This is a genomic window from Paraflavitalea pollutisoli, assembly GCF_029360705.1.
Classification (GTDB): Bacteria; Bacteroidota; Bacteroidia; order Chitinophagales; family Chitinophagaceae; genus Paraflavitalea; species Paraflavitalea pollutisoli.
Genome location: NZ_JARKMX010000001.1, coordinates 762,862 through 788,788, shown reverse-complemented (window position 1 = coordinate 788,788; position 25,927 = coordinate 762,862). Strand labels below are relative to the sequence as shown.

Below are 25,927 nucleotides of genomic sequence, written 5' to 3'. Positions count from 1 at the left end.
GTTTTTAAGGCTTCTTTCCTTCAATCATACTAATGATCTCCTGCAGCTCTTCCGGGCTCAGATTTTTCTGCTCCACGAAAAAGTTGACCAGCTCTTTGTAGCTGTTGTCAAAGTAATTCTTGACAACCCCACTCAAAAAGCTCTTTTTGTATTCCTCCTCCGACCTGGCGGGTGTATACAGATAAGCGTTGCCCACCAGCCTGCTACGCACCATTCCCTTTCGTTCAAGGTTCTTGATCGTAGATGCCAGTGTCGTGTAAGGAGGCTTGGGCTCATCCATATTATCGAGAAATACCTTTACATTACCTTCTCCGGCCTTCCACACAGCCATCATCGCTTCTTCTTCCTGAGGTGTTAATTTCTCCATCTATACGACGTTTTCGTAAACCTACGACAATATCGTAGACCATCCAATTATTTTCTTTTCCATTTTGTTAAAACTGCCTTATCATTGACCAGTCAAATGGTTTACAGGTACTTTTGACGTCTCATCCTTACTGATCAAAATTTCGCCCGCATGAAGAAATGGTACTTATCCGTAGTCTCGCTGTTTGTTGTGTTAATGACTGTCGCCCAAAGCGATACCTCGTCACCTTATAAAAAATTTCCGACCGTCCCCCCCTTTACCCTGCTGCAGGCGGATAGCACCAAGTTTACCAAAGACCAATTAAAAAAAGGGCCCGTTCTTTTAATGTTCTTCAGCCCGGGCTGCGATCATTGCCAGCACCAGATGGAGGATATCATGAAGAAAATAGAGGATTTCAAGCATACTCAGCTGGTACTCGCCACCTATGAGAAATTTGAAGATATGCTGGAGTTTATCAAGTATTTCGAGCTGGAAAGGCATCCCAACATCAGGATTGGCCGCGACGAAAAATTCTTCCTGCCGCCCTTTTTTAATATCAAAAGCCTGCCCTACCTGGCTGCGTATAACAAAAAGGGCGACCTCGTGGATACCTGGCAGGGCAATGTTCCCGTGGATACCCTGATCAAAGCCCTGCAGTAATTCCGGAATTAGATTGCATCTTGTAGTTTCATGGCCTACCTTTGCCCCCGCCTGCCAGATCCGTCTGAAACGGACAGACAGGATTATACATTGATCAACTTTAAAATTGTTTTCTGATGAAAGTAACCGTTGTGGGTGCAGGTGCCGTAGGTGCTACCTGTGCCGATAATATCGCCCGCAAAGAACTCGCTACCGAACTGGTTTTATTGGACATCAAGGAAGGATTTGCTGAAGGCAAGGCCCAGGATATGATGCAGACAGCTACCCTGCTGGGTTTCGATACGCGCATCACTGGCAGCACCAATGACTATTCCAAAACTGCAGGTTCTGATGTAGTAGTGATTACTTCCGGTCTTCCCCGCAAACCTGGTATGACCCGCGAGGAACTGATCGGTACCAACGCAGGCATTGTAAAAGGCGTTTGTGAAAACATCCTGAAATACTCTCCCAACGCGATCATCATCGTGATCAGCAACCCCATGGATACCATGACCTACCTGGCACTGACTGCCACTGGTCTTCCCAAAAACCGCATCATCGGTATGGGCGGTACCCTGGATAGCTCACGTTTCAAATATCAATTGAGCCAACACCTCGGCTGCAGCCCTTCCGACCTGAATGCTGTAGTGGTAGGCGGTCATGGCGACACCACCATGATCCCCCTCATCCGTCTCGCTACCTGGAACAGCGTTCCCGTTACCAACTTCCTGAGCGCTGACCAACAAAAGCAGATCATTGCCGATACCATGGTAGGCGGTGCTACACTGACCAAGCTGATTGGTACTTCTGCCTGGTATGCACCCGGGGCTGCCGGCGCTGCCCTGGTAGAAAGCATCCTGCGCGACGAAAAGAAACTGTTCACTTGCTGCGTATCACTCGAAGGAGAATACGGTCAGAAAGATATTGCACTCGGCGTACCAGTGATCATTGGCCGCAATGGCTGGGAAAAGATCCTGGACTTTGGTCTGAATGCAGAAGAGCAGGCACTCTTCAACAAGAGCGCAGATGCCGTAAGAAGCATGAACGACGTTCTGAAGACTTTATAATACCCTGTTACGGATATCAAAAGGGCGCCATGCGGCGCCCTTTTTTGTTGGTAACCGGGCCACCAACCAGTAGTTGATCACTGTGGCAGCCCTATTCATCTGAAAACAACTTATCGCTTCAGCAGCTTCTGCTGATGTATCTCAGCGTTACCTGCCAGTACCTGCATGACGTAAGTACTCCCCACCAGGCCGGCCGGAAGTTCAATGGTCAGGGCATGCACACCCTTACCCAGCGACTCCATCTGGTGATAGACTACCCGGCCAAACATATCCAACAACCGGAACTGCACCTTTTCAGCCGTCTTCAATTGCAATTGTACAGTCACCTGCTTGTCGAAAGGGTTCGGCAATATCCGATTCACCTGCAGGGTACGCATACTTAACCGGATTACGGAGGAATACATGCTGCCGCCGTTGACACCATATACCTTGATCCGGTAATACCGTGCCACGGCTACCACATTTACTTCGTCGGCAAATTCATAGGTGCGGGTACCTACCAGGTCTCCCTGGCTATTGACCCTGCCGAGCGCCTTAAACTCCTTTCCATCCATTGAATACTCGACCTCGTAGCGATCGACACCATTTTCATCTTGTACGATCCATTGAAGTAAAGATTTATCATCGACTAAACTGGCTTTAAAAGTTAAACTGTTTTCCGGCAATACCCCGTTGGCATAGTAACAGGTGGGTTGCGCACCTGCGCCCGGTAGCGTAGGGTCGTCGGTGTTGATAAAGATGGTATTCCCATTGATATCGAAGAGCGTCACCCGCGATTGATTACACACATAATTATTGGCCGTCGTTTTAACGCGGAAGGTCATCACCACCTTGTGTTGATCGCCCGGCCTTACGATACCATTGGGCTGACCTAGCGTGTTGATCAGGCGCCCACCAGTTAACGAAAAAGGCATTTTCCCACTGACGTCAGGAACTGTGATACCGTTGAGCCTGGTCGAATTGGGAATATAATTGGTAGTGGCCGGAATAGCATCATACAACTTCACCCCGGCCGCGTTGAGGTTACCGGTATTGATCACCTCGATCACATACTCGACCGTATCACCGCCCACAACACCCAAATGACCATTGATGTTATGGTAGGTCTTGTTGGCCACGAGGACAGGCGCCAGCACAGGAAATCCACAACTCGTATAGTCGCCGTTGGTCCACACATTGTTCAAGGAATCACTAACGATCGAAACGCCGCCCATACTCGCCAGGTTCACATTGAATACATTGCGGTAAGCTCCACCTATATAAACATTACCGGCAGGGTCTACCGCCATGGAGTTGGACGTTCCGGGAAAAGGACTTACAGAACCCAGAAACGTAGCCACCTTATTATTGGGATTGATCTTATACAACTTACTGGAATTGGCAATCAGGTACAGGTTACCCGAGCCGTCGCCAAAAATATCACCACCACTTTCATTCAGGATATTGTTCGCACCGTTGTTGGCATCATTGCTCAACGAACCAAGTCGGTTGATAATGGGTGCGCCGGTAACCGGGTTAATAGAAAAACGGATAATGTCACGTCCATTTTGGGTAATGGCGTAGCCATACCCATCCGAACAGAAAGACATCCGGTTGATGTTGTAGCCATCGTTGAGGTTTGTTTCCAGTGGGTAACCTACGAATTGCCGCGCAACAGCGGGCGATACATTGAGATCGATATAACTCAGGTCCTGGTAGTTGTTGCGATAGTTGTTGACAAAATAGATACGGTTGGTATTCTTGTCATAGGCCAGCGCAGAGGCGTAGGTCAATACAGAACCGTTGGCCAGGGCGTTGCCGGTGATGGCATCGAAACAAAGGCCATTGGCGCCATCGTAGATCATCGGGCCTGCTGTACCATCTGTGGTATTGACAGTACGGATATACCGGTAAGGTTTGCTGGGACTACTTTGTGGCAACCCATTGGTAACCTCGGCGGTGGATTGATAGACGATGGTACACTGCGGATCAGGTGCCAGGTTGGTGAAAACAGTATTGGAGCTTTGCGAAAGAGTGGTACTACCACTCTTACACTCGAGCATTGCAAAATTATTGATGTTGCCACCGTTGGCCGTAACCCGTACCCGGAACTTCACGGTAGCTGCATTGTTCGGTAACAAAGTACCGAGCGATGCAGCGGGAGATTGTATCACATTACCGGTATTGGCATAAGGCATCTTGCCACTGGCATCGGCCACTGGATTGCCATTCAACGTGGTAGAGCCAGCAATGTAAGCACTACCTGCCGGAATATTGTCATACAGGATCGCATTGGTATAGTTACCGGTCGAAAGGTTTTTCGCGACAATGGTATACTCCAGGATATTGCCTTCACTGCCACTGGTACCATTACCGCTGGTGCTGATATTGGCCACCGTTTTACTGAGGTCGATGGTTTGGGCCGAGGCGCGCTCCGTCATTCCCCAGAGCAGTAGTAATAAAATAAGAACAATCAGGATAGTAGATCTGGTTTTCATGAGCATGGATTTTCGGTTATTGAATAATCCGAGCAGACTGCCCACCGGGCAGCCCGCAATGAACGTTATTGTTTGATCACCTTGAATATGGCTGTTTCACCCGTCTGGGCATTGCCGGTGTGGATCAGGTACACCTGCGGCGGCAACTGGCTTACTTCGATGCGGTGGTTCACAGTACCCTTGGGCAATTCCACCTGCTGCGCAACATACTGCCGGCCTGCCAGGTCAGTAATCCTCACCAATACCACCGACCGTACAGCATTGTTGAAACGAACAAACACAGCCTGCTGCACGGGGTTGGGATATAACCGTATGCCCGATACGCTCTGATCGACAGGAGGAGGCTGCGCGGTTCCTGTACCCGACGACAATACCAGCGACGTAGCTTTCACGAGTTCTACATTATCGATGTAAAAGCCATCCAGTACGCCCGACCCGTTTGACGTGAACCGAAACCGGAAGTTCACCGATGCATTACCCAGGTAATTGCGCAGGTTGATCACTTCACGAGTCCAGGCATCCCGCATACCTGTCAGTGCAGGCTGGCTACCCAGGGTACCAACATCTTCCGACACCGTTTGCTGCCCGCACAACGATTGATACGAACCACCGGTAGACACCTGCACCTGCAGTTTGTCAAAACTGTTCTCAGCCCGGTGCTTCACCCAAAAAGACAGGTAGGCCGAAGTCGCGTCCGACAGGTCAAACGCATGATTGTAAGTAGCCGTGGAGGTAGTGTTATTGCCATAGTTTCCCCCGGGTGATTCATTGAGCGCGCGCGTACCCTGGTAGGCTGTTGAACTACTGGTGCCCCAGGAGCCAGACAAAGTCCAGCTGGCATTCGCATTCCACTCCATATTGTCCGACAACAAGGAAACAGGTTGCAATAGCTTGGTAATCGTATCCCGCAAAGTGATGCCACCGGCACTGATCTCATACACAAACCGGATGGTAGAACCAGCCGGCAGCAAGGGCGGTAAAGTATAACCGATCCGCCTTTGCACGGTATCGAAATAATTACCCAGGCTGGCTTCGGTGACGCTGTTGGTGATCGACGCGATATTTTCGAGCGGGACGATGGAAACCGACACCGGGCCATCCGTCAGCCCGATGCGCCGCAAACTGAAATCGAAGTAACCGGTTGAGCTGGTGATCGCCACCGGTTGCATATCCTGCAACTCATAATAGGCTCCCGCCATATAGGCCATCTGCATATTGGCAAAGAACATGCTTTTCGCAATTGGAATGATATACTCCGGATCGGGCCAGAAACCAAATCCCGTATTGCCCGAGCCCACTTCTACCGTATAACCATAGGTTTTTTCCTTGGTGCCCATACCGATATCGCCGGAGATATGCCAGTCGCGTGAATTGCCTACGGCATAATAGCCTACCGTAGCCATCCCATCGCCGGTAAAATAGCCGTTGTACCGCGACATCAGGGCCGAAGCGTAAGAATAAAACGACTGGTCAGCCACAGTAAGCGGATGCAAAGCCGGACGACCGTAGGGAGTAACATAATAGTTACCGTAAGCATGGTGATCGATCGCCACCTTGAAATGACGGGTGGCAGAGAAGGCGCGGATAGCCTGCGTTTCCAATTCAGAAAACGCAGACGGACCAACGTACGCGTCATTGACGGGACTATGTGAAGTACTGATATTGGTACCCGTTACGCCCCAGTCAACATTGTAGTTTCTATTCAGGTCTACACCATATTGACTGCCACCGTTGGGCCGGCGGTTTTTACGCCACATACCACCACCACCTGGCTGGCTCACCTGGTTGTAGTAGTAGCCATCGGGGTTTACACAGGGCAGGAAGAACAGTTCCCGGTTATCCACCAGGTCCCTGACACGGTTATCGGTGGCATAGTTCTCCACCAGGTATTGCATAAAGAAAAACAGGTTCATCATGCTCATACCTTCACGGGCATGGTGCAGGCCGGTGTAAAAAGCTTCCGGCTCCGCTTCGTCGATACCCGGGTTATCGGAGATCTTCACCACGATCAGCGGCCTGCCTTCCAGCGTAGGGGTTGGCAAAATGATCTTTTGCACCAGGTGCGGATAGTGATGCACCAGGGAATCTATTCGCTGTTGCATTTCCTGCCAGGTATAATACCCGCCATACGAACCGCTGATAAAGCCTGCAGGTACAGCAATACGATCATAATGTGAACCGCAGGGATTTTCAAATTGCAACTGGCCGTTGAGCATCACGGCATCACGTTGTTTATAGAAATCCTCCTTCCTGGCCGTTTTGGCAAACCGGGCTGCTTCATCATCGATCAGCACGGAATAGGCAATGCCAGCCTTTTTGAGATTGGCCAGCGATACCTCATCGATCGTTGTAATAAAAGTCTTTTCTTCTTTATTCACTTCTCCATGATCAAATTCGACGCCTTGCGTTTCCAGCCAGCCCAAGCCTTCGGGCGGTATTTTCAACACTACACGGCTATAGACCGCTTGAGCATTGACCGACAGGGAAATCCCGGCAAACGATAAGGCAATCAGGTAATGAAAGGGTTTCATAGCTACAGCAATTAGGGTCGTTAAGGAGTTGATGGGGTTAGGTAATGACATGCAGTTGCCCTTACGGTATCAGAACCGTTTCAGCACAGGATGCTGCAATAATTACCAGGGTGTACTAAAAGCCTATAGACACCGATAAAAAGGAGGATGACAGTATTGTACGGTATGACCCTTAAGCCGGTGTCGTGTCCGGATGGAATGAATGGTGAGCAGGTAAACGTGTTTCATAGTACAGATTTTGTACGGGACTAATTGATTATAATGGTTGCCTGTTGGCAGGTCAAGCGGGGGTTATCAGGCCATAAAGATCAGCCTGCGCTCAAGTCTAACAAGCATCTATGTACCACCTCAGTGACCGGGGGAACGGTATGAGGGCTTTCTACGGAAGAGGGTTACCACAAGAGTACTCAATTAACCTGGCGCCTGCAAGGTAAAAGCCCCATCGGAAAAAAACGAAGGAGCTCACACTAGTCGTAAAACACCCTCCACACACCCTATTACGAATGTAACCAGCTGACCGCCGATAGGCTGAGTCTCCGTTTAAAAAAAATATTCCCTTATTTTCTGCGATCATTATCAACCACTTATACGCTGTTTCGTGTAAAACCAACCCCGAAAAAGGCAATTAGCTTTACAACATCATTTGGTTTATGATATAAACTACTTTAGCTTCGCTGTACAAACTACCGCTAACATGATTAAGTTGCTCCCACTCATCCTGCTGCTCCTCACCTGGCTCTGTGGTTCTGCCCAAACCACCGTTTCCGGGAAAGTAAAGGATGCCAAAGGCCGGGTTCTCGCCGGCGCCAGTATAGCCATTAAAGACACCTACGATGGAGGTACCAGCGACTCGACCGGTATCTACCGTTTCCAAACATCAGAAAAGGGCGATCAAACGATCCTGGTCACTTCCATCGGATTTAAACTCTTCGAACAAAAGATCAATATTACCGGTAATGCCATCACCGTCGATGTCTTGCTGAAAGAAGAACCCAGCGAACTGAAAGCCGTAGTGATCACCGCCGGCTCTTTCGAAGCCAGCGATACCAAAAGAACGACCGTCCTGAACCCACTCGATATAGTGACCACCGCCAGTGCCAACGCAGATATCACCGCCGCCATCAAAACCTTACCCGGCGCCCAACAGGTAGGTGAAAGCGAAGGACTTTTTGTGCGGGGTGGTACTGCCCAGGAAACAAAAGTCTTCATCGATGGTACCCTGGTCAACAACTTCTTCTTCAGCAGTGTACCAGATATTGCACAACGCGGTCGCTTTTCGCCGTTTCTGTTCAAGGGAACCGTGTTCAGTTCTGGTGGTTACTCAGCCTTGTATGGACAGGCACTTTCTTCCGCGTTAATCCTCGAATCCATCGACCTGCCAGAACAAACATCTGCCAGCCTCGGTATCTCCACCGTCGGTCTCAATGGCGGCTACCAAAAGCTGAACAAAAAGAAAACCGCCAGCTGGGGTGTCAACTACAACTATACCAACCTCATCGCCTACTTCGCGGTGATCAAACAACGGGTAGATAACTTCCACACCCCCGAGTTTCACAATGGCGAAGGCAATTTCCGGATCAAGACCTCCAAAACAGGTATGCTGAAATTTTATGGTTACTTCAACTACAACCAGCTGGGTGTTCGCCGGGCAGATATCGATTCGGCTAACCTGAAGAATGCCTTTGGCCTGACCAACTTTAATGTATACGCCAACCTCTCGTACCGGGAAAAACTGAGCCGCAACTGGCGGGTGAACCTGGGCGCCTCCTATAGCGAGAACACCGACAAGATCAATAATGAATTGCAAAACCAGGACAATGTTCCGCAGCATATCGTCGACGAGCCGTTTGGCGGCAAGAGTTTCCACGTACAATCAAACGGAAGCCTGTCGCAGGTAAAAGCAGTGTTTGAAAGAAAGTTCCCCGGCCTGAGTGTACTGCGCCTGGGTGGTGAGTACCTCTACTTCCGTGACAAGAACGACTTCACGAACCAGTTCGTTCCCAAAAGCCGCACCGGAACAGACGATCATTTCAAAGCAGCCTTTGCAGAAACCGATATCTATATTACCAATGACCTCGCAGCCAAGATCGGCGGCCGTGTAGAGCACTCCTCACAACTGGAAAAAGCCAATATAGCTCCCCGCCTGTCGCTCGCTTACAAGCTCGGTGACAAAACACAAGCATCGCTGGCTTACGGCGTCTTTTATCAAAAACCAGAAAAAGACTTCTACCTGCGCAACTACGTATACGATAACCTCGCCTATACCAAAGCAACACACTATATCCTCAACCTGCAAAAGGTAACCAAAGATTACACCCTGCGTTTCGAAGCTTTTTACAAAAAATACAATGAGCTGACTAAAACCTTTTCAACGGCCGGCACCAATATCATCGACAGCGTAGGTGGTGGTGGCTTTGGTCACGCAAAAGGCATCGAAATATTCTGGCGCGATCGCAAAACCTTTAAAAATTTCGATTACTGGATCTCTTACTCCTACCTGGATACCAAACGTGATTACCTCAACTTCCCATATGCGATTCAGCCCAACTTTGCTGCCAACCATACGGCCAGCCTGATCGTGAAGAAGTTTGTCACCAAACTCAAAACACAGTTCAACGGTTCCTACACCTTTGCATCCGGCAGACCTTACTACAATATCCGGTACAACAACAGCAGCAACAAGTTCACGATCGCAGATGAAGGAAAGACCATCCCCTACCACAGCATGAGCTTTAGTGTCAACTACCTGCCCAATATCGGCAACCAAAAAGCCAAAAGCTTTGCGGTATGGGTGTTCTCAGTCAACAACGTGATCGGCAACAACCAGATCTTCGGATACAATTACTCCGCCAACGGAATGCACAAAGAGCCTGTGGTACCTACCGCCAAAAGATTCTTCTTTCTGGGCTGCTTCCTGAGTTTCGGTATTGACAGAAGCGATGAAGTCATCAACAGCAATCTTTAAATAAACCAACATAAAACATTCTATATGCAAAACGAAAAAGATCCCCAGGTATGGGAAATTGCCAAACGCCGCGCCAGCTTTAAATACCACCTGGCAGCGTACATCGTCTTCAATGCCTTCTTTTGGATCATCTATACATTTGCCAACGGTCAGCACCGCGAACACAATGGCTTGCCCTGGCCCGTATGGCCCATGCTGGGATGGGGTATTGGATTGATCTTCCATTACCTGGGCGCCTTTGTTCTCTCGAAAGAAGATGCGGCAGAAAAAGAATACCAGAAACTCATGCAGAATAAAAACAAATAACTCATTCCATAAAAAAAGCAATATGAAAAAGATCATCACAGCCATAACCTTCACCGTACTGACCATTGCAGCAAGCGCCCAAAGCGAAAGATATACCAAGGCCATGCAGACCAATGTCGCCAGCCTCGACACCTTGCGTTCTGCAGAAGGCTGGACAACAGCCGCCAACGCCTTTCAACGGATCGCCGATGCAGAAAAAACACAATGGTTGCCCTACTACTACGCGGCCCTGGGTAACATCATGACCGGATTGATGCAGAGCAATCCATCCAGTGGCGGTGGCGGCGAAAAGCTGGATCCTCTTGCCAACAAAGCAGAAGAACTGCTGAACAAAGCAGAGGCGTTGAACAAGGAAAACTCCGATATTTACTGCCTCAAAAAGATGATCGCCACCCTCCGCCTCACCGTAGATCCCATGAACAGGTATATGACCTACGGCCCCATCGGAGCAGAAGCACTGCAAAAAGCAAAGGCACTGAACCCTGAAAACCCACGCGTGTACATGCTCGAAGGCCAGGATAAATTCTATACACCGGAGCAATTCGGCGGCAGCAAGGCAGAAGCCAAAACACTCTTCGAGCTTTCCCTGAAGAAATTCGAGACGGCCAAACCTGAATCAGACATTCACCCACACTGGGGCAAGTCGCAGGTGCAGTATTTCCTGACCCAGTTCAACTAAGTGTATATCATGTGCATTGTCCACGGCCTGCCTTGCGCAGATTTGCCGTGGACAACTTTATATTTGACCCATGGTTAAACACCATAATTAATGCCAGCATGGAACAACAACCTGAATTTACACACGCGCAAAGCCTTGAGCTCATCCAGTCCATGATCGACAAGGCGCGCAACAAGTACAGCGAAAACGGGTTTGCCTACCTGTTGTGGGGTTGGGCCGTATTTGTGTGCAGTGTTACACAGTTCATTTTACTGCGGATGCACTTCGCGCACCATTATGTTGTATGGTTTACGATGTGGATAATACTGATTTTCCAGTTGATCTATGCCCGCAAACGGAAAAAGCAAAACAAGGTACGCACCTATACCGATGAGATCGTTTCCTATGTGTGGATTACATTCGCCATACTCATGTTCCTCTTTGGATTCATGTTTGGGCAGATCATGGGCAAGGAATACTACAAGTATTTTAATACGGCCTTGCTGGCGCTTTACGGAATGCCCACCTTTTTGTCGGGCGTCATCCTCAAGACCAGGGCGCTGGTGATTGGCGGCATCGGCTGCTGGGTGCTTTCGCTGGTAGGCCCTTTTGTTCCGTACGATTACCAGTTATTGATGATCTCGCTGGCAGTAGTGATTGCCTGGATCATTCCAGGGTATATCCTGCAGTCGAAGTACAAAAAAGACAATGCATAAGTAATGGAAGAGAATAAACTATCCGGAGAAGACAGCCTTCAGTTGATACAACAGATGATCCAGTCGTCCAGAGACGAACACCAGGAAAATGGTGATGGCTGGCTGCTGTGGGGCTGGTTATTGTTTTCAGCCTCCGTCATTTCGTGCATTATGGGATATATGGGCTATGGCCGTTATGTGGGAGAAGTATGGCTGGGTATGCTGGTGGTGGGATTGATAGCGTATGCCTTCAATTGGCGCTCAAAAAAAGCCAGAACCAACCGGGTGCAAACTTATATGCAGGGACTGTTGAACAAGATCCAAAGTGCCTTTTTCATCAGTTTGTTGGCCATCCTGGCTGGCTCCTACCTGGGCAATCATTCCTTTTCGTTTGGCTATTTCTATATCCTGTATGCTTTCTGGATGTTCATCCATGGCAGCGCTATCCGATTCAAGCCGTTGATCGTGGGCGCCTGGGTCAACTGGGCTGCTGCGTTGGGTATCTTCCTGGCCACCGATTTCAGGCATGATATGATGATCTCTGCACTGGCGGTATTAATAGGCTACCTGATCCCAGGGTACATGTTGAGAAGTGAATTCAGGAAAAAGATGCAGTCAACAGACAGAATCGCAGCGTAATGGAATTTAAAGATCTAGATCCGATACTACACTCACAGCTCCGGCTGGCCGTTATGTCACTCCTCATCAGCGTGAAGGAAGCAGAATTTACCTTCATCAAAGAGAAGACCAACGCCACAGCCGGCAACCTGAGTGTGCAGATCAACAAGCTCAAAGAGGCCGGATATATAGAAGTGGCCAAACAATTCAAAGACAATTATCCGCAGACAACCTGTAAGATCACCCCCGTTGGGGTAAAGGCCTTCGAAGATTACGTCAACAACCTGCAATCCTACCTCGGTGTAAAAAAATAAACCGGCCATCGCTGGCCGGTCTGCATTTGTAAAACCACTTAGTATTCCCCGTAGTCTTTGTCCCCATTTGTCAGGCAGGCACCTCCCCCGCACTTCACATGTACACCTATTCCTGCCCTCATCCGCTTCTTGGTACTCGTAACCTTTCTTCCCCTCGTTGTCCCGACGAATGTCGCGATTGCCTCTATGCCCCGATGCATTCTTTGCCTCTACGTCATGTTGCCTTCAAAAAAAAGTCCCCCCTTATCCTAACCGTAATACTAAGCAGGACAGGGGGGATGCTTTCTTACCTCTGTTGAAACCTAACCAATTATTCTTTGATCAGCTTAACGACCATGCGTTCTTTGCTGTTGATAGTTACTTCCAGTACATACATACCAGGCTTGAGGCTGCTGCTACCGTCCATGAGGTAGCTGTTGGAACCAGCACCAGCTTTAGCCGATTTGCGCAACACTTCCGTACCAGCTGCATTCAACACTTTCATCACGATGAAAGATCCTTCATTCAGTTGCACATTGACAGCGATGTCGTTCTTCGCAGGGTTCGGGCTCACACTCACACTCTTCAGCGCCTGGGTATTGTACACCCGAACGATCAATAATTTGCTGTAAGCAGAGCGCCCATCGAGGTCAACTTGCTTCAGGCGATAGTAGATATCACGCTTAGCAGCTGTGTTGCGACCTACCTTATCGATGAACGAATAAGCTTTTCTGACGCTGGAGTTCTCACCGGTCTTCTTCGTACCAACTACTGTCCATTTTTCACCGTCGAAGCTTCTTTCAATCTCGAAACGATCACTGTTCTGCTCGAAAGTAGTTACCCAGCTCAGCTCAACCTCACCGTTGTCCTGGTACAATCCTTTGAAGTCTACCAGACTCACAGGCAGTGTGGCAGCCTGGAAGGTAAGCTCTACAGTTACTTCTTCAGAGCACTGAGGTGTGTAACCAAAATCACAGATACGGTACTTGAAGGTCGTGGAAAGGCCCAGGAAACCAGCGTTGGGGGTAAAGGTGAACTGACCATTGGTTTGCAGCTCTACAACACCATCGGGCGATTGCTCGGTCAGGTAGGCATCGAACCACTCAGATTCCGGGTCATTGTCATTGAGCGTTACGTCGCCGGAAGCCGTGCGGTTAGCAGCGCCGTTGAAGTTATCTGCAACTGCAACGGGCGCTGAGTTACAACCTGCTGGATAGTAAAGCGGGACTCCTAAATAAACCTTATCGATCGCCAGTTTGGTGTCGCCACCAGTACCTTGATAAAGCCAGTAAACACGGTATGGACCAGAACCTACCGGACCAAAGTTTTGGTCGAAGTTGATCGTTTGGCCAACCGGCGTATTTTGATCCAGTGTAATCGTAGCCAGTTCAGCACCTGCAGGGATCAGGTCAGCAGTAGCCAGGAAGATCTTGATCGTCCGGGTTTGACCTGCCTGCAGCGCGTCGCTCAGCTTGTAGCTGAATTTCACCTGGATAGAACCAGGTACATCCACTACCTGAGAAAAAATACCAACGGACTGGTCGGTAGAACCGGTAGTAACAGTAGATACCATCGCGCCATCGCCTTCGATACCAGGCGTGTATCCATCATTGATATTAAAATTGTTGAAGATCCAGCATTTGCTCTCGAGGTGTGGTTTTACCATGTACAGAGAAGTGCCTTGACGGGAGTTGAAGTTTTCAGTTACCTGAGCTGTCGCCCCAAGTGAAGTGAGCATCCATGCGGACGCAAGGAGTGTAGAAATTCCTTTCATTGATGTAAGTTTCAGAGTTTAGATAATCGAGATACAGCTGATGAAGAACATTCATCGGGGCATTCAAAGGAAGGAGAATACGAATACGTTGGTTAAAGGGGATACGATCGGGGGAATATGACTCCACTCCAAGCTCACATAGCTATTGGAAAATATACTATAAGTAATAACCTGATAACGGTTATAATTCAGTCTGTTGTCGATGTTGGAAATTGGTGCAAGATTGGAAATCGTGTGGTCTTGCAGGTAACGGAATTGTCAGAGGATGGTGGGAGATGAGGCAAAAGTATAACGACCTCCTGGATTATGCAAGTAATTGAGACATTTTTTTTGGCATGCTACATTGACAAATCGACACTTCACGCACTAATTCTTTTTTAATGCCGCTAACAATTTGGGTTGTAACTTGTAACGCAATATCATTATGTCTGCTATCATTCAGGTTACCCACCTCAGTAAAAGCTACAAAGATCTGAAAGCGGTTGATGACATTTCATTTACCGTTGAGCAAGGCGACGTTTATGGCTTTCTTGGTCAAAACGGTGCCGGTAAATCGACTACCATTCGCATGTTGCTGACACTCATACAACCTTCAGCCGGCAAAATCGAACTATTTGGAATGGATCTCTACAAACACCGGAAAGACATACTTCGACAGGTAGGCGCCGTTATTGAAAGACCCGACCTCTACAAGTACCTGACGGCTTATGAGAACCTCTCCTTGTTCGCCCGAATGAGTGGTATCAGACCTACCAGGCAGCAACTCCTGGATCAACTCGAGCTGGTTGGTTTAAAAGATCGCGTAAACAGTCCCGTTAAGACTTTTTCACAGGGCATGAAACAGCGGCTTGGCATTGCTGTGGCCCTCGTACACGATCCACAACTCATCATGCTCGACGAGCCCACCAATGGACTTGATCCCCAGGGCATCGCCGACATCCGGCAACTGATCATCAACCTTAGTCACCAGCGTAAGAAAACAGTGTTGGTCTCCTCCCACCTCTTGCACGAGATCGAGATGACCGCCAACCGGATGATCATTATCGACAAAGGCAAAAAAGTAGCGGAAGGGGGTGTACATGAACTGTTTGACCCCTCCAGGATGCTCATCCGGGTCGGTATCGATAACCTGGCGACGGTATTGCCGGCCATCCGCAAAAGCCGTTGGCAGGCATTGATCAGGGAGCAAACGGCCGACTCGATCCTGCTGCAGATGGACCAGCAGCAGGTGCCCGCACTGACTACCGAGCTGGTACAAATTGGCGCGGCCATCAATGCCCTGCAACCGCAGCACTCGCTGGAAGCCTATTTTCTTGCTTTAACAACTGCCAACCGACATGTGGACCCTCTTACAAATTGAGCTATTCAAGATATTTAAAAGGCCCCGCACCTATATAGCCTTTGCAGCGATCGCGGCGATCGTGTTATTGATCCAACTGGCCCTTTACGTCGATGCCGATTCTTATATCGATCTGCTGTTGCAATCGATCCGGTCGCATTTCTCCATCGAAGGCAAGATCGCCAACGGCTATTTCGTTTGCTATTTCATCCTGCAGACCTTATTGATACATGTGCCCCTGCTCATCGCCCTCATTGGCGGCGATATGATCGCGGGAGAAGCGAATATGGGCACGTTGCGCCTGCTGGCGACCAAACCGATCAGCAGAACTTCGCTGATGCTCTCCAAGTTCCTGGCAAGCACCATATATACGCTGTTGTTATTGGTGTGGATGGCCTTTCTCTCCTTGTTCCTATCGATGCTTGTTTTTGGTGTCGGCGACCTGGTCGTCGCCAAAAGCCAGGAGATCATATTGCACCGCCAGGCAGATGTGATGTGGCGTTACATTGCGGCATTTGGTTTTGCGGCCATCGCCATGACCACGGTTGCTGCCCTGTCGTTTTTCCTGTCGCTCTTCGCAGAAAACTCTATCGGCCCCATTGTGGCCACCATGAGTATCGTGATCGTGTTTACCATCTTGTCGACGGTCGACCTGCCCTTGTTTGGCCTGATAAAGCCCTTCTTGTTTACCTCCCACATGCTGGGCTGGAAAGGCTTTTTCGACAACCCGGTCAACTATGGCGCCGTGGCACGCTCGGCAGGTATACTGTTATTTCATATTGCTTTTTTCCTGGGCACCTCCATCTATATATTCCGCAGAAAAGATATTCTGTCCTAAGCTGCAAGCAGGCAGCCAATAAAAAAGAACCCGATAGGCAACGCACAGGTGCGTGATCTATCGGGTTCAACTATTTAACAAGCCTGCTTATTTCAGCCGGGCAGTTCAAATCAATTAAGCGGTCGCCAACTTTGCCTTCCGGCGGCGTTTTGTACCTAGCTCTTTCAGAGAAACCATACGACCCAGCTCCTGGTCCCAGGCCTTGAGGCGCAGACAGGCGATAATAGCGCTGGGGCGCAGCGAAGTGGTACGCGCTACCTGCAATTCAGGAAACTTAGCCATCACCTCCGGCAACCGGTAAAAGGGGATCTTGGCATTCAGGTGGTGGATATGGTGGTAGCCGATATTGGCGGTGAACCAATGCATCACGGGATTCATGGTCATATAGCTGGAAGATTCCAGGGCCGCTTTGTCATACGCCCAATCCGCGTTGCTGCAGAAAGTAACACCGGGAAAGTTATGCTGCGCATAGAACAGGTAAGACCCCAGCGCAAACGCAATCAGGAAAGGGACGAAGAACATAAAGAACCAGGCATCCCAACCCCAGAACATAAAAATAGCCACTGCGGCACCTATGTGCAGCAACAGGGCAATCAGCGCATCGAAATGCTTACGCGGGCTGCTGAGAAAAGAACTTACACACATGCCCAGCATAAACATGGTAAAATAGCCCAGGCCAATGGTGAGCGGATGACGGATAGCCAGGTAGCCGATCCGTTCTCCGGCCGACATGCTCAAAAACTTCTGACGCGTAGCAATCGGGAAAGAACCAATGCTGGCGCTGAATAATTTAGAGTTATGCTTGTGGTGATGGTCATGCGAACGCTTCCAGATACTGGTAGGCGCCAGCATATAAATACCAAACACGGTAAAGATCCCGTCTGCGATCACCGATTTATGCAAAATAGTATGATGCTGATGATCATGGTAGATCACAAACATCCTGACCAGCAGCAGCCCGCTGATCACACTGAGTACCACCTTGGCAAGCAACCACGGCACCAGCACCGTAGCAGCCAGCGTGGCAATCAATATCGCCAGGGTTGATAAGGTATACAACCAACTCTTACGTCTGTCCTCTTTGGCATACGGTTTCGTAGCAAGGATCAGCTCTTTTCCACACAGCATATTTGACATTTAATTACTTTAAAATTGATTGATGTTCGGGTCTCTTGTGTTTCCACCGGCGGTGCGTCCATAGCCAGGTATCCGGCTGTGCTACAATATCCGCTTCCAGTCTTTTCGTATGAGCCTTTGTAATATCTCCTTCCTGTGTGCTATTAAAGGGCGGTAACATCAACACATCTGCGCCAAACGTATAATAGCCCCTTTTTATTCTTCTGATGGTAACATAAACTATCGGATAATTCATTTTCTGCCCAATCTTCTCCGTTCCCGGAAACACGGGTGTTTCCTGGTGCAGAAAATTCATCCAGAAAGCCCTGTCCGGAGCCGGTGTCTGGTCCGCTATAAAGGCCGTGGCCGATAAATGGGACCGGTTAGCCACCATTTCCCGGAAAGTGTCCTTCATCGCGATCAGCTTAGTTCCAAATCGCGTGCGCATTTTTATGATCAGGTTGTTAAAATAAGGATGAGAGAGGGGGTGATAGATCACATACAACTGGTGTTTACACAACAGGCTGAAGGTATTACCAGCCCATTCCCAGTTGCCATAGTGCCCCATGACGATCATCAGACTCTGGTCGTTTGCGGCAAAATCTTTGAAAAGCTGTTCAGTCGCAGGCTCCATCTGGCAATGCTTCAGCATGCTGGCGGGGCTGATCGTAAGCGTCTTGAACGTTTCCAGAAACAGATCACAGAAATAACGGTAAAAACGCTTTTCGATCGCTTTGATCTCTGCTGCGGATTTATCGGGGAAAGAATTACGCAGGTTGCTGTTCACTACCTTCTTGCGGTAGCCGATAACACGGTACAATACAAAATAAAAGAAATCCGATACCAGGTATAACACAGGGAAAGGAAGTACAGAAAGCAGGTAAATAAAGGGTAGGGCTATATAATAGCTCAACTTGGCCAAGGTAGCTTGTTGTTTAGTTTTAAAGGTTTGCGCTAAAGATAGGGGAATTATACCTGTTTAACCCGCAAACAGACAACAAAAAACTGTCAGATTAACAAGATATAAGGATTTACCACTATGCGGAAGCCTATGGCAGGCATCGCTAACCGTATACGACCAATAAAAAAGACCACCGCTGAGGTGGTCCTTTTGTCACTATTCGGTAAAACGATTAGAAACCGTATTTGGTAGCACCTGGTACAGCCACTGGATACCAGCCATCTGCATTGGGTAATACGGGTGGCGCTGCCGCAAAATCGTATTGTTTGGGTTGCAGGTTCAGGCCCGAATTGATGGCCTTGTCCCACTCGATCACCTGTCCGGAATAAGTAGCCATACGACCGAGGATAGAGGTCATCGTACTCTTAGCACCGTTTTCCGCGTCGGCGAATTTGTATTGTCCGTTTGCAATCGCTGCAAACAGTTCGTCGTGCTCCGTCTGGTAAGGATTGTTCTCCTGTGCCCTGTCATACTGGTACAGTACCTTTCCTTTATAGTTCACAATATTGGCATCACCGGTGTAGATCTTGCCTTTGGTGCCGATCAGCAACTCATCGACCTTGCTCATGGTGCCGGGAATGTGGCGGCACTGGCTGTTGAGGATAGAGCCGTCGGCATAATGGAATTCTACATAGTGGTGGTCAAAGATCTCACCATTGTCTTTCCCCTTTCGTACCTCGCGACCACCCATACCCTGGGCTTTGACGGGATAGCCACCTTTGAACCAGTTGATCACATCGATATTGTGGATGTGTTGCTCGGCAATATGATCACCACAAAGCCATACGAAATAATACCAGTTGCGCATCTGGTACTCCATTTCCGTTTGGCCGGGCTGACGTTTATTCACCCATACGCCGTCATTGTTCCACCAGGCTTGTGCCGAAGTGATATCGCCGATCAGGTCTTTCCTTTTGAACAGTTCACGGTAGCTGTTCTGGTAATGCCGTTGAAGGCCTACTACCACATTGAGCTTTTTCGCCTTGGCCTGCTCGGCAGCAGCCAGTACTTTCTGCACACCGGCCGGATCGGTAGCCACCGGCTTCTCCATGAACACATGTTTATTTTGCTTGATCGCTTCTTCGAAGTGAATGGGCCTGAAACCCGGAGGGGTGGCCAGGATCACGACGTCTGCCAGGGGAATGGCTTTGAGATAACCATCGAAACCCACAAACCTTCTTTCGGCTGGTACATCGACCTTGTCTTTCACCGATTTATCGCCCGATTTGGAATCGGCCGTCAAAGACTTATAGCATTTCTCCAGGCGATCGCTGAAAGCATCGGCCATGGCTACCAGCTTTACATTTTGCTTGCTCAGCAATGCCTGCATGGCTGCACCGGTACCGCGGCCACCGCAACCCACCAGGGCTACTTTGATCACATCATCGGCGCCGGAAAAATAATTGGCTTTCGAAAACAGGGGAGCAGCGATCAGTCCGCCGGCGATGAGCGAAGACTGTTTCACAAAATCACGACGGGAGGATTGGTTGGGTGCATCTTTGTGCATGGTTGTTATTTTATGATGGAGCAATCTAGTTACCAAGGTGTTTTTTATAAAATGCTTCTGCTTCTTCCGCAGTAGGTGCTTTTGCCGGCCTTACCAGGCGGAACCCCACCTGCATGCCATCTGTCAGCCACCATTTACTTTTAGGTATCTGCGGATCACGTTTGTTCCAGGAAGGGTCGGATTTGCCACGGGCTGCACTACGTGCCGCTTCCGGCTTGTCGAGGTAGCCACCGCCACGTACCACTTTCGGATATACATCTTCTTCCGATAAGGAAGGATCTGTTGCCCCATCAGCCAGATTGTCCAACGCTTTGTCGTTGTACTGATCGAGCGTCCATTCGGCCACATTACCGATCATATCATACAGTCCCCAGGCATTAGGCTTCTTCTGCCCTACCTTCTGGTACTTGTTCTTACTGTTGACAGCCAGCCAGCCATAGTCTTTCAACTGCTTGGCATCGTTGCCATAATAATAAGCGGTATTGCTACCGGCGCGGCAGGCATACTCCCACTCCGCTTCCGTGGGCAAACGGTAAAACACGCCTGTTTTCTTATACAGCCAGCGGCAATACATCAGCGCCGTGCGCTGCGACATACTGTTGACCGGAAATCCACCTGCCTTACCCATACCCCAGCTGAGGTCGATGTACTGCGGCGTAGGCCGTGTAACACCATCCACCTCCGAATTGCGACTGGTATTCTCATCATTGAAGAATAACAGGAACTCATCATATGTCACTTCATAACGGCCCATCCAGAACGCAGATATCTTAACATTTTTTTGTGGGCCTTCATCGGCACTCCTGCCGGGCTCCTTGTCACCGCTACCCATCAGAAACTGTCCCTCCGGAATAGGTTGCATCTTGAAAGAAACCGAAGAGCCTTGGATCGTCGTCTCGTAGGGTTCGAAAGTAGAACTTTGTTGTGCCGTTGCTATGCCCGCTGTGGCAGCACCGCAAAAGAATAGGGCCAGTCTTTTCACGCAATTATGTTTAGATGCTCGAAAGATAAGAAAATAATACCGTACACCCCTGTCCTCTTACAGGAGCGCAATGTGAAAACGTTTGCATTAAAAATAAATTCTCCGCTACAGCCAATAGGTCATACATTTAACCAAACACTCAGAACATGAAACGTAGACAATTTATGCGTAATTCCTTGTTCGCCGGCGCCTCCATCGCAACCTCGACGGTAGCTTTGGGTAAGTCGAACGAACAGGCGGATACCCTAACGACTGCTGAAAAAACATTCAACCTTGACTATGCCTTTCACGATGGTATGTTCAGAAACCACGCCGGTAATGACATCATCGACCAGATCAAATTTGCCCACAGCATGGGTTTCCGCTCCATCGAAGACAATGGCATGATGAGCCGTCCGGTGGAGCAACAAAAAAAGATCGGCGAAACCCTGGCCTCATTGGGTATGCGTATGGGAGTGTTTGTGATCACTTCCGACAACTGGCACTGGAAAACATCCCTCACCACCGGCAAGCAGGAACACATCGACCGCATGATCAAAGACTGCAAAGAAGCGGTGGAAGTAGCCAAACGTTGCGGCGCCAAATGGATGACCGTAGTACCCGGTAACTACGAAAGAAGTCTTTCCTTCGAATACCAGACCGCCAATGTGATCAATGCTCTCCGTAAAGGCAGCGCCATCCTCGAGCCACATGGCCTGGTTATGGTACTGGAAGCCCTCAGCGACAATCCCGACTTGTTTCTCCGCCACTCCGATCAAACCTATATGATCTGCCAGTCGGTAGGCAGCCCCAGCTGTAAGTTCCTGTTCGATATGTACCACATGCAACGGAATGAAGGAGACATTATCAATAACCTCAATAAGTCGTGGGACGAGATCGGTTACCTCCAGATTGGTGATAACCCCGGCCGCAAAGAACCAACGACCGGTGAAATGAACTATAAGAACATCTTTAAACATATACATGCCAAAGGCTGGAAAGGCATCCTGGGCATGGAACACGGTAATGCCAAGCCCGGTAAGGAAGGTGAAGTAGCCCTGATCAAGGCTTATCGCGAATCCGACAGCTTCCTGTAGATCCGGCCAACCGGCTGCACAAACCATAAGGGATGCATTTCTTTGCTGTTTCGTTAAAGTCTTTCAAAGAGCGGCAGCAAGGAGGCGCATCCCTTAACTTTGCTCCGGCAACGGCTTCATGCCTTGCTTCAAAGTACACCCTCGATGAAAAAAATACTCCGGCCGCTCCTCCTTGTAGCCACTTGTGCCTGTATGGCTGTCGCCGGCCAGGCCCAGGAAGCTGACGCCCTCGTAAAAAAGGTAAAAGACAAACTGGCCACCGTAAAAGACTACCAGGCCAGTGGCACCATGAAAGTAGATGTATCGTTTATGAAGATCCCCGAGTCGAAAGTGGTGATCTATTACAAGAATCCCGATAAGTTTCGCATTAAAAAAGAAGACGGCATCGCCATCGTTCCCAAGGGCGGCGGCAATGTGAACCTGGGCGGCCTCTTTGCCTCCAGCAATTACACCGCCGTACCGGCCGGTAAAGGCACCGCTGGTGGGGTGGCCGTTAGCATCGTCAAACTACTGCCCCTCGACGAGAACAGTGATATCGTGGTAGCCACCCTGTACATCGATGAAAAACAATCGGTGACCCGCAAGGCTGTCATGACCACCCGCAGCAATGGTACCTACGAAATGGAAATGACCTATGGCCAGTACATCAATTGGGGGCTTCCCGATAAAGTGGTATTCAGCTTCAGCACCCGCGAATACAAATTGCCCAAAGGCCTTGCCTTCGACTATGATACCGGCGAAAAACCAGCCGCCCCCGCCGCGTCTGACAAAGAGCAGAAAGGACAATTGATCATCACCTATGCCAGCTACACCGTCAACAAAGGCGTAGCCGACAGCCAGTTCAAGCAATAACATAGGCGGTCCGCATTGACCGGTCTATCCTGCAAGGCATCCATGCCCTGTGCAGGTTGCCTTACCGGCCTGCACGCCGTAACTGAATAACAAAAGAGCCCGTATCAGTATCCGATACGGGCTCTTGTTGTATACAACAACGAATGAAAATTATTCGTCAGTTTCTTCCATTTCGATCGCCTCATCCACCGCATTCGCAAGGATCACCGAGGTCATCTTCTTCAGCGGATTACGGCGGTATTCAATATAACCCGCACGGCGGTTGATGATATCGATACACTCGAAGATGGCTGCCATAAACGAGCTGTGGTCGGCTTTGTTCTTACCGGCAATATCGAACGCGGTACCATGATCGGGAGAGGTGCGGATACCCGGCAGACCCGCCGTATAATTAACGCCATCGCCCAGCGCCAGTGATTTGAAAGGGATCAGCCCCTGGTCGTGGTACATGGCCAGTACGGCGTCGAACTTCGTATAATGGTGGCGGGCAAAGAACGCATCGGCGCTGAATGGTCCTGTCACCAGCATCTTGTGTTTGGCGTCCTTGATGGCTGGTTTAATGATATCGTTTTCCTCACTGCCGATCAGCCCTTCGTCGCCGGCATGGGGGTTGAGGCCCAGTACCGCGATCTTGGGTTTTTCGATGCCAAAGTCTTTGATCAGCGATTGGTTGAGAATATAGAGTTTGGACAGGATCCTTTCGCGGGTGATATGCTGGGCAGCTTCGCGCAGGGGTACATGTTCGGTCACCAACCCTACCCGGAAGTTCTCGGCCACCATCAGCATCAGTACATCCTGTACGTTGTAAAAGCTTTTCAGGTAAGGGGTATGCCCGGTGAAATCAAATTCGGCCGACTGGGTGTTCTTTTTGTGAATGGGAGCAGTTACCAGCCCCTGGATCTTACCTTCCTTCAGGGCCTGAACCGCCATGGTAAGCGACTTGATCGCATATTTCCCACCCGTTTCAGACAACTGCCCGGGCGTAATGCCCACCTCTTCTTCCCAGCAATTGACGATATTGACCTGCTTGGGCGTAATGCGTGTCAGGTCTTTCAGACTCTGGTAGTTGAAATTGAGATCAGCCAACCCTTTACGGTAAAAGTTGATCACTTTATTGGAAGCGAAAATGACGGGGGTGCAAATTTCAAGGATGCGATGGTCGGAAAAGGTTTTGATGATCAGCTCGGTACCAATGCCGTTAAGGTCACCAACAGTGATCCCAATAATCGGTTTTTGTTGCGGTGCATTCATATTTTCAAGATTCTGGATGGCTAAAGTACGAATAATTACGCCTTTAGCACTTGCTTTAGCGGGCCAGCTTTTGCCAGCCGGCCACATTACTCGGTCCGCCGCCGTACCTTTGCCCTATGTACACGCTCAAAAAATCACTGGGTCAGCACTTTTTGAAAGATGAGAACATCAGCCGCCGCATTGTGGAAGAACTGCAGAAACATCCGTTCAAACAGTTGCTGGAAGTAGGACCAGGTGGAGGAGCCCTGACCAAATACCTGATCGACCTGCCGGGTGTCGACTTGCAGTGCGTGGAACTGGATGATGAAAAAGTGACCTGGCTCAAGAAAACCTACCCGGTACTGGATGGAAAGATCATTCACCAAAGCATACTCGACATCGACGCTCCTTTTGAAGGACCATTTACCGTCGTGGGGAATTTCCCCTACAACATCTCCTCCCAGATCCTGTTCAAAATGCTGGACTGGAAAGATCAGCTGGAATCGATGACCGGTATGTTTCAGAAAGAGGTGGCCCAGCGGGTAGCGTCAAAAGAAGGATCGAAGGTATATGGTGTGACTAGCGTATTGATGCAGGCTTTTTTCAGTGTGGAGTACCTGTTTGAGGTGAGCGAAGAGGCTTTTAACCCGCCTCCCAAAGTAAAAAGTGCGGTGATCCGGATGGTGCCCCTGGCCGAGCCGGTACCGATGAAAAGCCAGAAAGCATTTTTTGCGCTGGTCAAAACAGCTTTCCAGCAACGTCGCAAGACGTTACGGAATGGGGTAAAATCAATGTTTTCGGCTGAAGTATTACAGGAAGATATCTTTAATAAGAGAGCCGAACAATTGTCGGTGCAGGATTTCGCGGCGCTGAGCTTTAGAATGGGGTCATAGTGGGTAGCCTACCCTACAACGATTTCTCCATAATAAAGTGGGGAATGGAAACTTCTTCAAACTCCTCACCACTAACGGCATAGCCCAGTTTTTCATAAAAACCGACGGCCGACTGCCGGGCATGCATGGTGATTTTCCGGAAACCACGGTCGCGGGCAATGTTTTCGGCAAACTGCATGAGCGCCCGGCCAATGCCTTTCCCCTGCACATTGTTCAGCACGGCCATTTGCCGCAGCCGTACGGTAGCCGGATCGAGGGTGATCAGCATACAACATCCCAGCATTTTCTCTTCTTCGAATGCCCCTATCAGTATTTCCAGTTTTTCTTTTTCCAATTCTTCGGGAGAGAAATGAAGGCCGAGTGGTTTGCGGAGAATATCAGTCCGCAACTGCACCATTTGCTGGTATTCTTTGGTACCGTGGTCAATGATTTTGAGTGCCATGCAACCAATTTTGAGAGGTGTGTCGACATCTGCAATATAAGGATTTACCCTTTACCAGCTGGCCCATATATTACAATTTAAACCAATAACAGGCCGGTCAATCTTCCACAAATGCCATTATTGACGGCCAGTTCCGGCTTCCCCAGCGACCATATATAAATAAGGACAGCTGCCAACCCATCGCCGGTGATGCCCCCGGGCATTGATTTTGACGGAATACGGGGGCGGATAGTACTACAAAACATTGAAACTAAAAAATATCTGCGCCATAATTAAAAACCAGCGATCTATTGTCATTATGCCAAAATCTATATTTTTGCAG

Annotated in this window: 23 protein-coding genes; 13 read left to right on the top strand and 10 right to left on the bottom strand. The window is 49.3% G+C overall.

Going from position 1 to position 25,927, the window contains the following annotated elements; genetic code table 11:
- Positions 1-4: 4 nt before the first annotated feature.
- Positions 5-367, bottom strand: a complete 363-nt coding sequence (locus tag P2W70_RS03285; RefSeq protein WP_276479996.1) for a BlaI/MecI/CopY family transcriptional regulator — start codon at positions 365-367, stop codon at positions 5-7.
- A 150-nt stretch (positions 368-517) separates the two neighbouring features.
- On the opposite strand from P2W70_RS03285, the gene P2W70_RS03280 reads away from it, so the two are divergent.
- Together P2W70_RS03280 and mdh are read left to right on the top strand one after the other, a co-directional pair.
- Positions 518-1,006, top strand: a complete 489-nt coding sequence (locus P2W70_RS03280) for a TlpA family protein disulfide reductase (RefSeq protein ID WP_276479995.1) — start codon at positions 518-520, stop codon at positions 1,004-1,006.
- A 116-nt stretch (positions 1,007-1,122) separates the two neighbouring features.
- Complete coding sequence (gene mdh / locus P2W70_RS03275) at positions 1,123-2,052, top strand: malate dehydrogenase (protein WP_276479994.1); 930 nt, start codon at positions 1,123-1,125, stop codon at positions 2,050-2,052.
- Between the two features lie 110 nt (positions 2,053-2,162).
- On the opposite strand, the gene P2W70_RS03270 is transcribed toward mdh, so the two are convergent.
- Together P2W70_RS03270 and P2W70_RS03265 are read right to left on the bottom strand one after the other, a co-directional pair.
- Entirely contained in the window at positions 2,163-4,529 is a 2,367-nt protein-coding gene (locus tag P2W70_RS03270; RefSeq protein ID WP_276479993.1) for a hypothetical protein, read from the bottom strand.
- A gap of 65 nt (positions 4,530-4,594) precedes the next feature.
- A complete protein-coding gene (locus tag P2W70_RS03265) occupies positions 4,595-7,060 on the bottom strand; it encodes a M14 family metallopeptidase (RefSeq protein WP_276479992.1) in 2,466 nt (821 codons plus the stop codon).
- Between the two features lie 694 nt (positions 7,061-7,754).
- On the opposite strand from P2W70_RS03265, the gene P2W70_RS03260 reads away from it, so the two are divergent.
- The 6 genes from P2W70_RS03260 to P2W70_RS03235 all read left to right on the top strand — a co-directional run bounded on the left by P2W70_RS03260 (position 7,755) and on the right by P2W70_RS03235 (position 12,616).
- Positions 7,755-10,025, top strand: coding sequence for a TonB-dependent receptor (locus P2W70_RS03260; RefSeq protein WP_276479991.1), 2,271 nt, complete (start codon positions 7,755-7,757; stop codon positions 10,023-10,025).
- Between the two features lie 24 nt (positions 10,026-10,049).
- The gene (locus P2W70_RS03255) at positions 10,050-10,331 is read left to right on the top strand and encodes a 2TM domain-containing protein (RefSeq protein ID WP_276479990.1); all 282 of its coding nucleotides are present in this window, start codon (positions 10,050-10,052) and stop codon (positions 10,329-10,331) included.
- Positions 10,332-10,353: 22 nt separating this feature from the next.
- Positions 10,354-11,010, top strand: a complete 657-nt coding sequence (locus P2W70_RS03250; protein ID WP_276479989.1) for a hypothetical protein — start codon at positions 10,354-10,356, stop codon at positions 11,008-11,010.
- Between the two features lie 98 nt (positions 11,011-11,108).
- Positions 11,109-11,705: a hypothetical protein gene (locus tag P2W70_RS03245; protein WP_276479988.1), complete on the top strand. Its 597-nt coding sequence runs from the start codon at positions 11,109-11,111 to the stop codon at positions 11,703-11,705.
- A 3-nt stretch (positions 11,706-11,708) separates the two neighbouring features.
- Positions 11,709-12,323, top strand: a complete 615-nt coding sequence (locus P2W70_RS03240; protein WP_276479987.1) for a hypothetical protein — start codon at positions 11,709-11,711, stop codon at positions 12,321-12,323.
- Positions 12,323-12,616 (top strand): winged helix-turn-helix domain-containing protein, encoded by a 294-nt coding sequence (locus tag P2W70_RS03235; protein WP_276479986.1) that lies wholly within the window; start codon positions 12,323-12,325, stop codon positions 12,614-12,616. The genes P2W70_RS03240 and P2W70_RS03235 overlap by 1 nt, the downstream gene beginning before the upstream one ends.
- A 310-nt stretch (positions 12,617-12,926) precedes the next feature.
- On the opposite strand, the gene P2W70_RS03230 is transcribed toward P2W70_RS03235, so the two are convergent.
- Positions 12,927-14,369: an Ig-like domain-containing protein gene (locus P2W70_RS03230; protein ID WP_276479985.1), complete on the bottom strand. Its 1,443-nt coding sequence runs from the start codon at positions 14,367-14,369 to the stop codon at positions 12,927-12,929.
- 424 nt (positions 14,370-14,793) lie between these two features.
- Here P2W70_RS03230 and P2W70_RS03225 point away from each other — a divergent pair, with 424 nt between their 5' ends.
- The gene (locus P2W70_RS03225; RefSeq protein ID WP_276479984.1) at positions 14,794-15,729 is read left to right on the top strand and encodes an ABC transporter ATP-binding protein; all 936 of its coding nucleotides are present in this window, start codon (positions 14,794-14,796) and stop codon (positions 15,727-15,729) included.
- A complete protein-coding gene (locus tag P2W70_RS03220) occupies positions 15,707-16,546 on the top strand; it encodes an ABC transporter permease (protein WP_276479983.1) in 840 nt (279 codons plus the stop codon). Before P2W70_RS03225 ends, P2W70_RS03220 begins: the two co-directional genes overlap by 23 nt.
- Before the next feature lie 114 nt (positions 16,547-16,660).
- On the opposite strand, the gene P2W70_RS03215 is transcribed toward P2W70_RS03220, so the two are convergent.
- The 4 genes from P2W70_RS03215 to P2W70_RS03200 form a co-directional block, all read right to left on the bottom strand.
- Positions 16,661-17,683, bottom strand: coding sequence for a fatty acid desaturase family protein (locus tag P2W70_RS03215; protein WP_276479982.1), 1,023 nt, complete (start codon positions 17,681-17,683; stop codon positions 16,661-16,663).
- Positions 17,684-17,687: 4 nt separating this feature from the next.
- The gene (locus P2W70_RS03210; RefSeq protein WP_276479981.1) at positions 17,688-18,584 is read right to left on the bottom strand and encodes a lysophospholipid acyltransferase family protein; all 897 of its coding nucleotides are present in this window, start codon (positions 18,582-18,584) and stop codon (positions 17,688-17,690) included.
- Positions 18,585-18,795: 211 nt separating this feature from the next.
- Positions 18,796-20,130: a Gfo/Idh/MocA family protein gene (locus P2W70_RS03205; RefSeq protein WP_276479980.1), complete on the bottom strand. Its 1,335-nt coding sequence runs from the start codon at positions 20,128-20,130 to the stop codon at positions 18,796-18,798.
- A gap of 25 nt (positions 20,131-20,155) precedes the next feature.
- Complete coding sequence (locus tag P2W70_RS03200) at positions 20,156-21,112, bottom strand: formylglycine-generating enzyme family protein (protein ID WP_276479979.1); 957 nt, start codon at positions 21,110-21,112, stop codon at positions 20,156-20,158.
- 146 nt (positions 21,113-21,258) lie between these two features.
- Between P2W70_RS03200 and P2W70_RS03195 the strand changes: the two genes are divergently transcribed.
- Positions 21,259-22,188: a hydroxypyruvate isomerase family protein gene (locus P2W70_RS03195; protein WP_276479978.1), complete on the top strand. Its 930-nt coding sequence runs from the start codon at positions 21,259-21,261 to the stop codon at positions 22,186-22,188.
- 144 nt (positions 22,189-22,332) lie between these two features.
- A complete protein-coding gene (locus P2W70_RS03190) occupies positions 22,333-23,040 on the top strand; it encodes a LolA family protein (protein WP_276479977.1) in 708 nt (235 codons plus the stop codon).
- Between the two features lie 150 nt (positions 23,041-23,190).
- Here the strand turns inward: P2W70_RS03190 and pdxA are convergent, their stop codons facing one another.
- Positions 23,191-24,291, bottom strand: a complete 1,101-nt coding sequence (gene pdxA, locus P2W70_RS03185; RefSeq protein WP_276479976.1) for a 4-hydroxythreonine-4-phosphate dehydrogenase PdxA — start codon at positions 24,289-24,291, stop codon at positions 23,191-23,193.
- Positions 24,292-24,407: 116 nt separating this feature from the next.
- Here pdxA and rsmA point away from each other — a divergent pair, with 116 nt between their 5' ends.
- Entirely contained in the window at positions 24,408-25,163 is a 756-nt protein-coding gene (rsmA, locus tag P2W70_RS03180; RefSeq protein ID WP_276479975.1) for a 16S rRNA (adenine(1518)-N(6)/adenine(1519)-N(6))-dimethyltransferase RsmA, read from the top strand.
- A 13-nt stretch (positions 25,164-25,176) separates the two neighbouring features.
- Here the strand turns inward: rsmA and P2W70_RS03175 are convergent, their stop codons facing one another.
- On the bottom strand, positions 25,177-25,605 hold the full coding sequence (locus P2W70_RS03175) for a GNAT family N-acetyltransferase (RefSeq protein ID WP_276479974.1): 429 nt from the start codon (positions 25,603-25,605) through the stop codon (positions 25,177-25,179).
- Positions 25,606-25,927: the final 322 nt, after the last annotated feature.

Coding starts and splice junctions, on each gene's coding strand:
- P2W70_RS03285 (WP_276479996.1), bottom strand. CDS start 367: ATGGAGAAATTAACACCTCAGGAAGAAGAAGCGATGATGGCTGTGTGG.
- P2W70_RS03280 (WP_276479995.1), top strand. CDS start 518: ATGAAGAAATGGTACTTATCCGTAGTCTCGCTGTTTGTTGTGTTAATG.
- mdh (WP_276479994.1), top strand. CDS start 1,123: ATGAAAGTAACCGTTGTGGGTGCAGGTGCCGTAGGTGCTACCTGTGCC.
- P2W70_RS03270 (WP_276479993.1), bottom strand. CDS start 4,529: ATGAAAACCAGATCTACTATCCTGATTGTTCTTATTTTATTACTACTG.
- P2W70_RS03265 (WP_276479992.1), bottom strand. CDS start 7,060: ATGAAACCCTTTCATTACCTGATTGCCTTATCGTTTGCCGGGATTTCC.
- P2W70_RS03260 (WP_276479991.1), top strand. CDS start 7,755: ATGATTAAGTTGCTCCCACTCATCCTGCTGCTCCTCACCTGGCTCTGT.
- P2W70_RS03255 (WP_276479990.1), top strand. CDS start 10,050: ATGCAAAACGAAAAAGATCCCCAGGTATGGGAAATTGCCAAACGCCGC.
- P2W70_RS03250 (WP_276479989.1), top strand. CDS start 10,354: ATGAAAAAGATCATCACAGCCATAACCTTCACCGTACTGACCATTGCA.
- P2W70_RS03245 (WP_276479988.1), top strand. CDS start 11,109: ATGGAACAACAACCTGAATTTACACACGCGCAAAGCCTTGAGCTCATC.
- P2W70_RS03240 (WP_276479987.1), top strand. CDS start 11,709: ATGGAAGAGAATAAACTATCCGGAGAAGACAGCCTTCAGTTGATACAA.
- P2W70_RS03235 (WP_276479986.1), top strand. CDS start 12,323: ATGGAATTTAAAGATCTAGATCCGATACTACACTCACAGCTCCGGCTG.
- P2W70_RS03230 (WP_276479985.1), bottom strand. CDS start 14,369: ATGAAAGGAATTTCTACACTCCTTGCGTCCGCATGGATGCTCACTTCA.
- P2W70_RS03225 (WP_276479984.1), top strand. CDS start 14,794: ATGTCTGCTATCATTCAGGTTACCCACCTCAGTAAAAGCTACAAAGAT.
- P2W70_RS03220 (WP_276479983.1), top strand. CDS start 15,707: ATGTGGACCCTCTTACAAATTGAGCTATTCAAGATATTTAAAAGGCCC.
- P2W70_RS03215 (WP_276479982.1), bottom strand. CDS start 17,683: ATGTCAAATATGCTGTGTGGAAAAGAGCTGATCCTTGCTACGAAACCG.
- P2W70_RS03205 (WP_276479980.1), bottom strand. CDS start 20,130: ATGCACAAAGATGCACCCAACCAATCCTCCCGTCGTGATTTTGTGAAA.
- P2W70_RS03195 (WP_276479978.1), top strand. CDS start 21,259: ATGAAACGTAGACAATTTATGCGTAATTCCTTGTTCGCCGGCGCCTCC.
- P2W70_RS03190 (WP_276479977.1), top strand. CDS start 22,333: ATGAAAAAAATACTCCGGCCGCTCCTCCTTGTAGCCACTTGTGCCTGT.
- pdxA (WP_276479976.1), bottom strand. CDS start 24,291: ATGAATGCACCGCAACAAAAACCGATTATTGGGATCACTGTTGGTGAC.
- rsmA (WP_276479975.1), top strand. CDS start 24,408: ATGTACACGCTCAAAAAATCACTGGGTCAGCACTTTTTGAAAGATGAG.
- P2W70_RS03175 (WP_276479974.1), bottom strand. CDS start 25,605: ATGGCACTCAAAATCATTGACCACGGTACCAAAGAATACCAGCAAATG.